Source organism: Frigoribacterium sp. MCBA15_019 (assembly GCF_001864945.1).
GTDB lineage: Bacteria > Actinomycetota > Actinomycetes > Actinomycetales > Microbacteriaceae > Frigoribacterium.
In genome coordinates this window covers 861,563-874,623 of sequence record NZ_MJGS01000001.1, presented here as the reverse complement: position 1 = coordinate 874,623, position 13,061 = coordinate 861,563, and the positions used below count along the sequence as shown (strand labels likewise).

Annotated in this window: 12 protein-coding genes and 1 pseudogene; 9 read left to right on the top strand and 4 right to left on the bottom strand. The window is 71.7% G+C overall.

What is annotated here, in order from left to right; genetic code table 11:
- Positions 1-377 precede the first annotated feature (377 nt).
- From BIV04_RS04125 to BIV04_RS04110, 4 genes are all read left to right on the top strand, one after another.
- Complete coding sequence (locus tag BIV04_RS04125; RefSeq protein ID WP_218141813.1) at positions 378-1,649, top strand: glycine betaine/L-proline ABC transporter ATP-binding protein; 1,272 nt, start codon at positions 378-380, stop codon at positions 1,647-1,649.
- On the top strand, positions 1,646-2,602 hold the full coding sequence (locus tag BIV04_RS04120; protein ID WP_071254291.1) for a proline/glycine betaine ABC transporter permease: 957 nt from the start codon (positions 1,646-1,648) through the stop codon (positions 2,600-2,602). Before BIV04_RS04125 ends, BIV04_RS04120 begins: the two co-directional genes overlap by 4 nt.
- 75 nt (positions 2,603-2,677) lie before the next feature.
- On the top strand, positions 2,678-3,592 hold the full coding sequence (locus BIV04_RS04115; protein ID WP_071254289.1) for a glycine betaine ABC transporter substrate-binding protein: 915 nt from the start codon (positions 2,678-2,680) through the stop codon (positions 3,590-3,592).
- 226 nt (positions 3,593-3,818) lie between these two features.
- Positions 3,819-4,058, top strand: a complete 240-nt coding sequence (locus BIV04_RS04110; protein WP_143048533.1) for a hypothetical protein — start codon at positions 3,819-3,821, stop codon at positions 4,056-4,058.
- Between the two features lie 64 nt (positions 4,059-4,122).
- On the opposite strand, the gene BIV04_RS04105 is transcribed toward BIV04_RS04110, so the two are convergent.
- On the bottom strand, positions 4,123-4,938 hold the full coding sequence (locus tag BIV04_RS04105; protein WP_255364134.1) for an alpha/beta hydrolase: 816 nt from the start codon (positions 4,936-4,938) through the stop codon (positions 4,123-4,125).
- A gap of 61 nt (positions 4,939-4,999) precedes the next feature.
- On the opposite strand from BIV04_RS04105, the gene BIV04_RS04100 reads away from it, so the two are divergent.
- Entirely contained in the window at positions 5,000-6,292 is a 1,293-nt protein-coding gene (locus BIV04_RS04100) for a mechanosensitive ion channel family protein (protein ID WP_083396161.1), read from the top strand.
- Between the two features lie 69 nt (positions 6,293-6,361).
- Here the strand turns inward: BIV04_RS04100 and BIV04_RS04095 are convergent, their stop codons facing one another.
- On the bottom strand, positions 6,362-6,541 hold the full coding sequence (locus tag BIV04_RS04095) for a hypothetical protein (protein ID WP_055971764.1): 180 nt from the start codon (positions 6,539-6,541) through the stop codon (positions 6,362-6,364).
- 122 nt (positions 6,542-6,663) lie between these two features.
- Between BIV04_RS04095 and BIV04_RS04090 the strand changes: the two genes are divergently transcribed.
- Complete coding sequence (locus tag BIV04_RS04090) at positions 6,664-7,818, top strand: SLC13 family permease (RefSeq protein WP_071254287.1); 1,155 nt, start codon at positions 6,664-6,666, stop codon at positions 7,816-7,818.
- 71 nt (positions 7,819-7,889) lie between these two features.
- Here the strand turns inward: BIV04_RS04090 and BIV04_RS16380 are convergent.
- Positions 7,890-8,618, bottom strand: a pseudogene (locus tag BIV04_RS16380) (sugar phosphate isomerase/epimerase family protein); the annotation flags it as partial.
- An 83-nt stretch (positions 8,619-8,701) separates the two neighbouring features.
- Entirely contained in the window at positions 8,702-9,742 is a 1,041-nt protein-coding gene (locus BIV04_RS04085) for a magnesium transporter CorA family protein (protein ID WP_083396160.1), read from the bottom strand.
- Positions 9,743-9,760: 18 nt separating this feature from the next.
- Here BIV04_RS04085 and BIV04_RS04080 point away from each other — a divergent pair, with 18 nt between their 5' ends.
- From BIV04_RS04080 to otsB, 3 genes are all read left to right on the top strand, one after another.
- Positions 9,761-10,531 (top strand): fructosamine kinase family protein, encoded by a 771-nt coding sequence (locus BIV04_RS04080; protein ID WP_071254286.1) that lies wholly within the window; start codon positions 9,761-9,763, stop codon positions 10,529-10,531.
- 117 nt (positions 10,532-10,648) lie between these two features.
- Positions 10,649-12,148, top strand: a complete 1,500-nt coding sequence (gene otsA, locus BIV04_RS04075) for an alpha,alpha-trehalose-phosphate synthase (UDP-forming) (protein ID WP_071254284.1) — start codon at positions 10,649-10,651, stop codon at positions 12,146-12,148.
- Positions 12,145-12,924 carry a trehalose-phosphatase gene (gene otsB, locus BIV04_RS04070; RefSeq protein ID WP_218141812.1) on the top strand — a complete coding sequence of 260 codons (780 nt, stop codon included), beginning with the start codon at positions 12,145-12,147 and terminating at the stop codon, positions 12,922-12,924. Before otsA ends, otsB begins: the two co-directional genes overlap by 4 nt.
- The last annotated feature ends 137 nt before the right edge of the window (positions 12,925-13,061 follow it).

Below are 13,061 nucleotides of genomic sequence, written 5' to 3'. Positions count from 1 at the left end.
ACGATCGACATGCCCGGAGGCATGGGCGACACGCCGGGACGGGGTACACCAGGGGTCCCGTCCGGGCGGGTTCGCAATTCGGATGAACGACGGATGTCGGCTACGGTCGTGGAGGCCCGGGAGACCGGGCCCGTCATCATCAGGACGCGCCGACCGATGGTCCGACCAGTTCGGGTTCCGGTCGTCGTACGGTCTGGTGGCGCGAGGGTCCGGTCCCATGACCGACCCGGCGGAGGTCAGGTTCGCCCCGTGACATCACGGTGGGCTTGAGCCGACACGGTCCGCACGCGTCGTCGACCCGTCCGCCCGACCCGATCGCCGCCGACGGCGAGCCGGCCCGAGCGGCCGGTGCCCCTTCGGCGTGCCTGGAGACACCTGTGACCACTACGCCAGCCGTGCGTGCCCGGAACCTGTACAAGGTGTTCGGCCGCCGACCCAAGGACGCCGTCGCCCGACTCGAGGCCGGCGCCTCACGCACCGAGGCCGCTGGCCTCGGCACCGCCGCCGTCATCGACGCCTCGTTCGACGTCCAGCCCGGCGAGATCTTCGTCGTGATGGGGCTGTCCGGCTCGGGCAAGTCGACGCTCATCCGCATGCTGAACGGCCTGCTCGAGCCCACGTCCGGCTCGGTCGAGGTCGCGGGGTCCGCGATCTCGGACGTCCCGGCCAAGCGGCTCCGCGAGGTGCGTCGGCAGAACGTGTCGATGGTGTTCCAGCACTTCGCGCTGCTGCCGCACCGCACCGTCATCGACAACGTCGCCTACGGCCTCGAGGTGCAGGGGGTCGCGAAGGCGGCCCGTCTGGCCAAGGCCCGCGAGGTCACCGAGATCGTCGGCCTCGCCGGCTGGGAGGACAAACTGCCGAGCCAGCTCTCGGGCGGCATGCAGCAGCGCGTCGGCCTGGCGCGGGCCCTCGCCGCCGAGACCGACATCCTGCTGATGGACGAGGCGTTCTCGGCCCTCGATCCGCTGATCCGCCGCGAGATGCAGGAGCAGCTCGTCGAACTGCAGGCGAAGCTCGGCAAGACGATCGTCTTCATCACCCACGACCTGAACGAGGCGATGTTCCTCGGGGACCGCATCGCCGTCATGCGCGACGGCCGCATCGTGCAGATCGGCACGCCCGAGGACATCCTCACCGACCCGGCCAACGACTACGTCGCCCAGTTCGTGCAGGACGTCGACCGAGCGCGCGTCCTCACGGCGGCCAGCGTCATGGAGCCCGCCCGGGCCGTCGTCCCGCTCACGGTCGGCCCCCGAGGCGCCCTGCGGTCGCTGCGCGACCTGCAGACCGCCGCCCTGTTCGTCACCGGCCGCGACCGCAAGCTCCTCGGCTGGGTGCGCGACCGCCACGTCATGCGCCAGGTCAAGGCGAACGACACCGACCTCGCGGCCATCGTCAACGCCGAGTTCTCGAAGGTCGGGCCCGAGGCGGCCCTCGTCGACCTCTTCGAGCTGGCCGTCGAGAGCCCGCTGCCGATCGCCGTCGTCGACGACGCCGACCGCCTGCTCGGCGTCATCCCGCGCGTGACCCTGCTCGCCGCGCTCGGCAACGTCGACACGACCACCTCGCCCATCCCCGTGCTCGAGCCCGTCACCCGCATCTCGGACGTCGAGCTCGACGCCACCCTCGAAGGAGCCACCCGATGAACGAGTACCTCCGCATCCCCTTCGGCTCCTGGGTCTCGGGCGTCGTCGACTGGATCACCACCAACCTCGGCGGCTTCTTCGACGTCATCCGCCTGGTCTTCACGTTCTTCTACGAGTGGGTCGCGTACTTCCTGAGCACGCCTCCGTTCTGGGCGGTCGTCCTCGTGATCGCCGCCCTCGCCTTCGTCGCGAAGGGCTGGAAGTTCTCGGTCGGCACGGCCGTCGGCCTGCTGTTCATCGGCACGGTCAACCAGTGGGACAACGCGATGGCGAGCCTCGCCCTCGTGCTCGTCGCCAGCACGCTCGCGATCGCGCTGAGCATCCCGCTCGGCGTGCTCGCCGCGAAGTCGACCGTGGCGTCGCAGATCATCCGGCCCGTGCTCGACTTCATGCAGACGACGCCCGCGTTCGTCTACCTCATCCCGGCCCTGCTGCTGTTCCGCGTCGGCGTCGTGCCCGGCATCGTCGCGACCATCGTCTTCGCCATGGCCCCCGGCGTCCGCCTGACCGAGCTCGGCATCCGCGGAGTCGACAAAGAGGTGGTCGAGGCCGGCCAGGCGTTCGGTTCGTCGCCGTGGCGCATCCTGCGACAGATCCAGCTGCCGCTCGCGAAGCCCAGCATCATGGCCGGCGTCAACCAGGTCATCATGCTCTCGCTGTCGATGGTCGTCATCGCCGGCATGGTCGGCGCAGGCGGGTTGGGCGGCGACATCGTCGCGAGCCTCAACCGCATCGACGTCGGGTTGGGCGCCGAGGCCGGCATCTCGGTCGTCATCCTGGCGATCGTGCTCGACCGCATGACCGCGGCGCTCGGCTCCGACCGTCGCGGCCGGCGGGTGGCGCGGGCGCAGAACCGCCGGTCGGTCCCGCCGACCCCGGCGCCCGACCGTGCAGAGGCCGAGCAGCCCCTGCCCCCCGCCGACCGACGCGAACCCGCGACGGCCTCGGCCTAGACCCCGACCATCCGCGGGACGGGAGCGGCACCCGCCCACCCGACCCGCGCCTCCTGCACCACCCGAAAGGACCACATGAAGAAGCGCACCATCGCCGCATCGATCGCCCTCGGCACCACCGCCGTCCTCGGACTCGCGGCCTGCTCGCCCCCCGGCAGCAGCTCGGCGGCCGACGCCGAGACGCTCGACAACGGCGACCAGGCCGTCGTCGACCTCGCCGTGTTCAACGGCTGGGACGAGGGCATCGCGGCCTCGTGGCTGTGGAAGACCGTCCTCGAGGAGAAGGGCTACACGGTCAACCTCAAGCCGGCCGACGTCGCTCCCGTCTACAGCGGCCTCACCACCGACGACTACGACGTCGTGCTCGACACCTGGCTGCCCACGACCCACGCGTCGTACATCGAGCAGTACGGTGACGACCTGACCGACCTCGGCGCCTGGAACGACGGCGCCAAGCTCGCGGTCGCCGTGAACGAGGACGCCCCGATCGATTCCCTCGACGAGCTGGCGGCCAACGCCGACCTGTTCGGCGGCAAGATCGTCGGCATCGAGCCGGGGGCCGGTCTCACCGCCGCGGTCCAGGACGAGACGATCCCCACCTACGGCCTGGACGACATGCAGCTGCAGACCTCGTCGACCGCCGCCATGCTCACCGAGTTGAAGAGCGCGACCGACGCGGGCGAGAACATCGCGGTCACGCTCTGGAGCCCGCACTGGGCCTACGACGCCTTCCCGATCAAGGACCTCGCCGACCCCGAGGGCACCCTGGGCGATGCCGAGGGCATCCACTCCTTCGGTGGCAAGAGCTTCACGGCGAACTTCCCGCAGCTGACCGAGTGGCTGCAGGGCTTCGACATGGACACCGAGACCCTGTCGTCGCTCGAGAACGCCATGTTCAACGGTGACGAGGTCGACGGCGACGACTACGCCCCCGTCGTCGAGAAGTGGATCTCCGAGAACCAGGACTACGTCGACGGCCTCACCAGCTGATCCGATCCCTGCACGACGTCGCCCCGGCCGAGCCCCGCTCGTCCGGGGCGACGTCGTACCGGGCGCCCGGCCGGGTGACGCGGAGCCGGGTGAAAGCACAGCCGGACGACACCCGACGCACAGCCAACCCCGAGGTCACACCCCGGGAGGCGCGGGTAGCGTCGTCGGCGGACGTCACCGAGGCGCCCCCGCACCGCCCGCACCAGCAGCACGAGAGGCACCACCCGTGAGCACCACCGCACCGACCGACGTCCTGAGGAGAATGGCCCGCGTCATCACGCGCACCGTCTCGTCCGACCTCGTCCAGGTGTCGACCCCCGACCGCGTGCTCGGCCACGTCCGGGCCGAGCAGGGCACGTTCGTCGCGCTGCGCGGTGCCGACCCCCGCTGGGGCGAGGTCGTCGGGCGGTATCCCTCCGAGGGACTGGCCCTCGAGGCCCTGCGGCAGCGCAAGCGCTCGATCTGATCCACCGCCGCGTCAGGTCGTCCTCGAGCGGTCGCTCGGTCAGGCCCGACGAACGCTCGGGAGCCTAGCCACCGACGCCGGCGAAGAACGACGTGAGCTGGCGCGTGATCCGGTCGCGCGCCTCCTCGTCCGAGATGGTGGCCGAACCGTCGCCCGACTGCTCGCCGTAGCTGCCGAACTGCGCGTGGTTCGACCCGTCGATCTCGACCACCGAGGCGCTGTCCGGCAGCATGTCGCGGTAGTTGGCGATCTTCGCCGGAGTGCTCAGACCGTCCTCGGAACCACCGAGGCTGAGGACCGCCAGCTCGTCGTCGTCCGAGAGGTCGGTGGTCGCGCAGTACGAGCCGAGGAGCACCAGCGCGTCCACCGTCCGGTCGTCGGCGGCGTACTGACAGGCGCGCACGCCGCCGAGCGAGTGGCCGCCGACGGCCCATTCGTCGACCTCGGGGGCGAGGTCGGTGAAGGTCGACAGCGGACGGGGGTCGAGGATGCCGAACCCGAGAGTGGGTCGTTCGACGACGACGGTGACGCCCGTGGCGACGAGCCCCGCGAAGGTCTGCTCGTAGGCCTGCGGGTCGACCCGGGCACCGGCGACGAAGACGAGACCCTGGCCGGTGGCGGTCGTCTCGGCCGGTCGCATCACGACCGTGTCGGGCCTGCTCGTCACCTCGACCCGTTGGTCGTCGGACACCGAGGCGAGCGAGGCGGCCGTCGCCGACATCGGCGTCTTGGCCCACACGAAGAACCCCGTGGCGGCGAGCACCACGACGGCGAACGACCCGAGGGCCACCCCCTTGAGCACGCGTCGTCGTCGTGAGCGGTGACGCAGGGGCGTCGAGGGCGTGGCGGACTCGTGACGGGAAGCTGTGGATCGTCTCACCGTTCCATCGTCCCAGCGTCGAGCCGGGACGCAGCCGTGCGTCATGCGTCAGGCTCGGGGGATGCCCTGGATACAACTCGTCATCTCGCTCGTCGCCGCCGTCGTCCTCACCTTCGTCGTCTCGGCCGTCGTCGGTGCGGTCGTCGGCGTGGTCGCGAAGCGCAAGGAGTGGGCGCAGGCGTTCGTGAAGCGCATGCGCCGCCCGTTCCGCGCGACGCTGCTCGTCGTCCTGCTCGTCATCGCCCTGACCACGTCGTTCGACTCGCTGCTCCCCGCCGACTACCCGGGGGAGGGCTGGGTCTCGCAGTCCTTCCGGTGCGCCATCATCGTCGTCGTGGCCTGGTTCGTGGGCGCCCTCGCGATCTTCTTCGAGGACCTCGGGCTGTCGCGCTACCGGGTCGACACCCCCGACAACCGGGTGGCCCGTCGTGTCCGGACGCAGGTGCTCATCCTGCGACGGCTGACCGTGGCCCTGATCGTGATCCTCGCCGCGGGCACCGTGCTGCTCGGGTTCCCGGGCGTCGAGGCGGTGGGCGCGAGCGTCCTCGCCAGCGCGGGGCTGGTCTCGGTCGTCGCCGGCCTCGCGGCGCAGTCGACGCTGGCCAACGTCTTCGCCGGCATCCAACTGGCCTTCAGCGACGCGATCCGCATCGACGACGTCGTCGTGGTCGAGGGGCAGTGGGGCCTGATCGAAGAGATCACGCTCTCGTACGTGGTCGTGCACATCTGGGACGACCGTCGACTCGTGCTGCCGTCGACCTACTTCACGACCACGCCGTTCGAGAACTGGACGCGGCGCAACAGCGAGCTGCTCGGCGCGGTCGAGTTCGACCTGGACTGGCGCGTCGACCCGGGCGCCATGCGCAAGGAGCTCGACGTGATCCTCGCGGGCACCGACCTCTGGGACGGGCGCACCAAGGTGCTGCAGGTGACCGACGCCCAGGCCGGCTACGTGCGCGTCCGCGTCCTGGTCACGGCAAAGGACGCCCCGACCCTGTTCGACCTGCGCTGCCTCGTCCGCGAGGACCTCATCGCCTGGCTGCGCGCGAAGAGCCCGCAGTCGATCCCGCGGACCCGGGTGCAGATGGTCGAGGCCGAACCGGTGCCGACCGGGCGGGCCCCCCGCTCGACGTCCGACGCCTCGGGCCTGTTCAGCGGCGACAACGCCGACTCCGAGCGCACCGCGCTCTTCACGGCGGCCATCCCGATCCACGACATCGCCGACTACGAGGCCTCGCTCGGCGCGGAGGCGGAACGCGACCCGCACGTCGCGGGCCGACCCGGGGGCCTGCCCGTCGGCCGTCCCGACGGTGACCCGGCCGGGCCGACGCCCGGCGTCGGCGGGCGTCGCTGACGCGACCGCACGGACGAGGAGGCGCGCCCCGCCAGAGCGGGACGCGCCTCCTCGGTGTCTCGGCGGACGTCAGTCGTCGTCGTTCGCGGCCTCGATGACGTTGCCCACGGCGATCGCGGTGGACGCGGCCCAGCTGATCGCCGTGAGGGCGAGGCGCCAGTCGCGCGGGCCGGCGCTCAGGCTCTTGAGGAGGCTGATGCCGGAGAAGATCGCGCTGATGATCGCGCCGTTGAAGAGGAATTTGCGCACGGTGGGGCTCCCAGGGGTCGTTTCGACCACGGTACCGCGTGACGTCGCGCGAGTCCGGGTGGGGGTAGGTTGAGCTGCCCGGCGTCCCGTGCCGGTGCGTCCCGCGGTCGAAGGAGAATGCCGTGCGCACTGCCGTGCTCGGAGGAGTGTTCGTGGCGCTCGGCCTCGTGGCCGTGGTCACCGGAGTCCTGACCGGTGACGAACTGCTCGCCCTCGTCGAGCGGGTCGCGCCCGTGCTGGGCTTCGTCGTCGGCCTGACGATCGTCGCCGAGCTGGCGGCGGAGGCCGGGCTCTTCGCCTGGCTGGCGTCCGCCTCGGCCCGCCTCGCCGGCGGACGGGTGCTCGTGTTGTGGCTCCTGGTCGTGGCGCTCGCCGTGCTGTGCACGGTGTTCCTCTCGCTCGACACGACGGCCGTGCTGCTCACGCCGGTGGTCGTGATCGTGGCCCGACACGCGGGCCTGCCGCCGATGCCGTTCGCCCTGACCACGGTGTGGCTCGCGAACTGCGCCTCGATGCTGCTGCCCGTCTCGAACCTCACCAACCTGCTCGCCCTGCACGAGTTGGGGTCGCCGGCTCCCGTGCAGTTCGCCGCCCTGGTTGCGCCGGCCGCCGTGGTGGGCGTCGTCGTCCCGGTCGTGGCGATCGGACTGCGCTACCGCCGTCAGCTGGTCGGCCGGTTCGAGGCGCCGTCGTCCGAGCCCGTGGCCGATCGCGTGCTCTTCGGCGTCGCCGCGGTCGCGACGGGACTGCTCGTGCCGGCCCTCGTGTCGGGCGTCGAGGTGTGGATCCCCGCGGCCGTCGCGGCGCTCGTGCTCGTCGTGGCCACGGCCGTGCGGCGCCGGGGCGTCCTGCGGCTCGGACTGGTGCCGTGGGGCACCCTGCTCTTCGCCGGCGGGCTCTTCCTCGTCGTCGAGGCCGCCCACTCGCTCGGCCTCGCCGACCTGCTCGGCGCCGTGGTGGGCACGGGTGACCAGCTGCCCGACCTGCTGCGGCTCGCGGGCGGCAGCGCCGTCGCCGCGAACGTCGCGAACAACCTGCCGGCCTACCTCGCCCTCGAACCGGTGGCCGGATCACCGTTGCGGCTCGTCGCCGTGCTCGTCGGGGTGAACATCGGCTGCCTCGTCACGCCCTGGGCCTCGCTCGCGACGCTGCTCTGGCACTCCCGGTTGTCGTCGATGGGCGTCGAGGTCGCGTGGGGACGGTTCATGCTCGCCGGGCTCGGGGTGGCGGCGGTCGCCGTGCCGCTCGCGGTCGTCGCGACGGTCCTGGTCGTCTGAGGGGGCCGGGCGACGGTGCCCGACGCGGGGGCGGTCGCGAGGTGACGACGCGCGAAGGCGAGCGTCCGCCTCAGCTGGCCGAGCCGCGCCTCCTCGTCCCCGGCGGTGTGCACCTCGGCGGCGGCGACGCCGGTCCAGCCCGACCGGGCCAGATGGGTCAGGACCTCGGCGACCGGCTGCGTGCCGTCGCCCGGCACGAGGTGCTGGTCGTGCAGCCCTCCCGGCCGGGACGAGACGACGCCGTCGGTCAGGTGGACGTGGCGCAACCGGGGCCCGAGCGCCAGGGCGAGGTCGAGGGCGTCGCGACCGGCGACGGCGGCGTGCGAGAAGTCGAGGGTGGCCGCGTCGACGTCGGTCGCCACGGGGTCGGGCCCGGGGCGGTAGGCGTCGAACCCAACCGGCCCGAACCGGAGGGGGAACATGTTCTCGACCGCCAGGGTGACGCCCGTCTCCGCGGCGATCTCCCGGACGACGTCGACGAAGCGGGCCGCGAACGACCTCTGCCAGACGAACGGCGGGTGCACGACGACGGTCGAGGCACCCAGCTCGCGGGCCAGCTCGGCCGACCGGCGGAGCTTCTCGACCTGGTCCCGGCCGAAGGCGAAATGGGCGACGGGCAGCACGGGGGCGTGCACCGAGAGCACGGGCAGGCCCCAGCGCGCGGTCGTCGCGCGGAGGAGTTCGGCGCTTCGGGTCGTCCGGTCCCCCGTCACCATCACCTCGACCCCGTCGAAGCCGGTGAGCCGAGCGAGCCGGAAGGCCTCGTCGGTCGACAGCGGGAAGACGCAGGACGTGCTCATTCCGACCGTGATCACGTGGCCAGGCTACGACCGGTGCGGCAGGGCGGCGTCGACCCCGCGGTGAACAGTGCGGGAACGGCGGACTACAGCCAGTCGCGACGTTTGAACTGCCACCAGAGCAGGCCGCCGATCGCCACGATCAGCACGCACGACGTGACGAAGCCCCCGGGGGACTGGAACCCCGGGTACGGCACGTTCTGCCCGTAGAACCCCGTGATCGCCGTGGGGACGGCGATGATGGCCGCCCAGCTCGTCACCTTCTTCATGATGAGGTTCATGCGGTTGGACTGCAGGTTGAGGTTCGTGTCGAGGATGGTCGAGACGAGGTCGCGCAGCGAGTCGTTCTGCTCGGCCACGCGCAGGACGTGGTCGTAGACGTCCTGGAAGTACGGCTGCATGTCGGCGTCGACCTCTTTCAGGTCGCGGCGCAGCAGGGTGTTCAGCACCTCGCGCATCGGCGACGCCACCCGCCGCAGCTGGACGAGGCTCTTGCGCAGGGCGAACGAGCGCTTCTGCACGTCGATGGTGCGGGGCGTCGGGTCGAAGAGGTCGTCGGCGATGCCCTCGATCTCGTCGTCGAGCGCGTCCGTGGCGTCGAAGTGCCGGTCCACGACGCAGTCGAGCAGCCCCCAGAGGAAGTACGAGACGCCGTGCGACGCCAGGTCGCGGTTCTGGTCGAAGGTCGCCTGCAGTCGGGCGACGTCGAACTCGGGATGGTGGATCGTCACGAGGGCGCGCTCGGTGATGAACGCCTTCACCTCGCTCGTGTCGAGCACGCCGCTGGCACGGTCGAAGCGCACGTCGTAGAGCGCCGTGAACAGATGGTTGTCGTAGCGGTCGATCTTGGGCCGCTGCCCGTCCTGCAGGGCGTCCTCGACGGCGAGCTCGTGCAGGCCGAGCTCGTCCTCGAGCGCGGCGAGGTCGTCGGCGGTCGGGTCGGTGAGATCGATCCACACGTGGCAGCCGTCGGTCTCGAGGTGGTCGCTCACCTCGTGCAGCGGGAAGTCGTGGGCGATCAGCTCGCCCCCGCGGTAGGCGCGCGTGACGATGGTCGTGTCGGACTCGTGGCCCTCGTCGGCGGTGCCGTGGGGCCCCTCGGTGCGCGGGGGACGGGTGTCGGTCATGAGGCGCATGCTATTCCCGTGACCTCGTACACGAAGCAGCGTGCCGACGCCCCCGCAGGGTTCTTCGAGGCCGAGGCGGTCGGGCTCGCCTGGCTCGCCGAGGCCACGCCCCGAGGAGGCGCGCGCACCGTGGGCGTGCAGGCCGCGTCCCCGGGGCGCATCGACCTCGATCCCGTGCACGAGGTCCGCCCCACGGCCGAGGCCGCCCGGGCCTTCGGTGAGGCGCTCGCGGTGACCCACGCGAGCGGCGCGGACGCGTTCGGTGCGCCTCCTCGGGGGTGGACGGGCCCGTGCTTCATCGGCAGCCGGTCGATGACCGTGCGACCGAAGGCGACCTGGGGCGTCTTCTACGCCGAGCAGCGGGTCCTGCCGTACGCCCGCGTCGCCGTCGAGGCGGGCAACCTCGACCGGGCGGGCCTCGAGGTCGTCGAGCGTGCGTGCCGCGTCGTCGCGGACGGCGCCTTCGACGACGACGTTCCGCCGGCTCGCCTCCACGGCGACCTGTGGGCCGGCAACGTGCTCTTCGACGGCGGCGGGGTCGTGCTCATCGACCCGGCCGCCCACGGCGGGCACCCCGAGACCGACCTGGCGATGCTGGCGTTGTTCGGCTGCCCGCACCTCGAGGACGTGCTGGCCGGCTACGAGGCGCGCTCGCCGCTGGGGGAGGGGTGGCAGGGCCGCGTGCCGCTGCACCAGCTGCATCCGCTCGCCGTGCACGCCGCCGGTCACGGGCCGGGCTACGGCGTGGCGCTTGTGAGAGCCGCCGAGGCGACCCTGCACCTCGCCTGACCGGTGCCGCGGTGGGGCGGTGGGGCGCCGCCGGTCGACCGGGGGCGCGGGGGCGTCGCTGATAATCTGGCCGTCCCGCGTCCGTGCGGGCGATCCGACAGGAGCTGACCCACCCCCATGCCTGACACCCCCGAACGTTACGGCTTCGTCGTCGTCTCCAACCGCTTGCCCGTCGACCGGGTCGTCGCCGACGACGGTTCGGCGTCGTGGCAGCACTCGCCCGGCGGTCTCGTCACCGCCCTCGAGCCCGTCATGAAGGCCAACGACGGTGCGTGGGTGGGCTGGGCGGGGCAACCCGACCTCGAGTTCGAGCCCTTCGAGGCGGACGGGATCGAGATCGTCCCCGTGCCGCTCAGCGCCGACGAGGTGCAGCGCTACTACGAGGGCTTCAGCAACGACACGCTGTGGCCGCTCTACCACGACGTCATCGCTGCCCCGACCTACCACCGGGTCTGGTGGGAGTCCTACGTGCAGGTCAACCAGCGCTTCGCCGACCGGGCCGCCGAGATCACCGAAGAGGGCGGCACCATCTGGGTGCAGGACTACCAGCTGCAGCTCGTGCCGAAGATGCTGCGCGAGGCCCGACCCGACGTCACCATCGGGTTCTTCAACCACATCCCGTTCCCGCCGCTCGGCATCTTCTCGCAGCTGCCCTGGCGGCAGCAGATCGTCGAGGGCCTGCTCGGCGCCGACGTCATCGGCTTCCAGCGGGCCGACGACGCGTCGAACTTCTCGCGCGCCGTCCGCCACCTGCTCGGCTACTCGACGACGCGCCCCTACATCGAGGTCCCGGTCGACGACGAGTCCGCGCCGGTGTCGCGCCGCGGCACGAAGGTGCGCCGCGTGCTGGCGAAGCACTTCCCGATCTCGATCGACGCCGCCAGCTACGAAGAGCTCGCCGCCCGACCCGACGTCCAGGCCAGGGCCCGTGAGATCCGCGAGGGCCTCGGCAACCCCAAGACGATCATGCTCGGCGTCGACCGGCTCGACTACACCAAGGGCATCCGGCACCGCATGAAGGCGTTCGGCGAGCTGCTCGCGGACGGCCGGCTCAGCGTCGAGGACGCCACGCTCGTGCAGGTCGCGAGCCCGAGCCGCGAGCGGGTCGAGACGTACAAGCAGCTGCGCGACGAGATCGAGCTGACCGTCGGCCGCGTGAACGGCGACTACGGCACCATGAGCCACACGGCCATCAGCTACCACCACCACGGCTACCCCCGCGAAGAGATGGTGGCGCTGTACCTCGCCGCCGACATCATGCTGGTCACGGCACTGCGCGACGGCATGAACCTGGTCGCGAAAGAGTACGTGGCGGTGCGTCGCGACAACGACGGCGTGCTCGTGCTCAGCGAGTTCGCCGGTGCGGCCGACGAGCTGAAGAGCGCCCTGCTGATCAACCCGCACGACATCGGCGGCCTCAAGAACACGATCATGCGCGCCATCGAGATGCCCAAGCGGGACCGCACCACGCGCATGCGCGCCCTCCGCCGTCGCGTGCTCGAGAACGACGTGGCCAAGTGGTCGGCGTCCTTCCTCCAGGCCCTCGAGAACGTGCGACCGGGGCAGCAGATCACGCCGGCACCGGCCTCGGGCGCGAAGGGCGGCGACGCCTCGTGATCGGTTCCGACTCCCTCGCGCTCAGCGACGCGCTCGGTCGCCTCGCGACGACCCCGCGCCTCCTCGTGGCCCTCGACTTCGACGGCACCCTGGCCCCCGAGGTCGACGCGCCCCTGCAGGCCCGGGCGCTGCCGGCGGCCCTGGACGCGATCAGGCGCCTCTCGGCCCTCGACCAGACCACGGTGGCCCTGGTGTCCGGACGCGACCTCGCGTCGTTGGTCGAGGTCAGCCAGACCCCCGACGAGGTGCTGCTGGTCGGCTCGCACGGCATCGAGGTGCGGGTCGACGGCCACGAGACCTCGCTGACCGACGACGAGCAGGCTGCCCGCGCGCGCCTGTCCGACGCCGTCCACGGTGCGGCCGAGGGGCGTGAGGGCGTCTTCGTGGAAGAGAAGCCCGCAGGCCTCGCCCTGCACACACGGCTCGCGGACGTCGCGACGACCGAGGCCGTCCACACGGCGGCCCGCGAGGCCGTCGGCGCCCTCGGCGGCATGCACGAGCGGGTCGGCAAGAACGTCCTCGAGTTCGCCGTCCGGGCGACGGGCAAGAACGACGGCATCGACCGACTCCGTGAAGCCGTCGAGGCCACGGGCGTCCTCTACGCGGGGGACGACGTGACGGACGAGGACGGCTTCCGGGCGCTCGGCGAGGGCGACCTGTCGGTCAAGGTCGGCCCGGGCGAGACCGGGGCGATGCACCGTGTCGCCGATCCCGCCGCGATGGCCGACCTGCTCGTCGAACTGGCCGGTCTGCGCGAGCACCTGGGGCATGCTTGACGCCGCATGACTTGCACGGGTGTGATGCCCGGGTCTGAGCATTCCCAGCCGACTGCAAGGTAGTCTGGACCCCCCGCCGCGACTCCCCGCCGCCGCTCAGCCGAGCCGGTTCGACGAGGTCGCCAGCCGACGGAGGT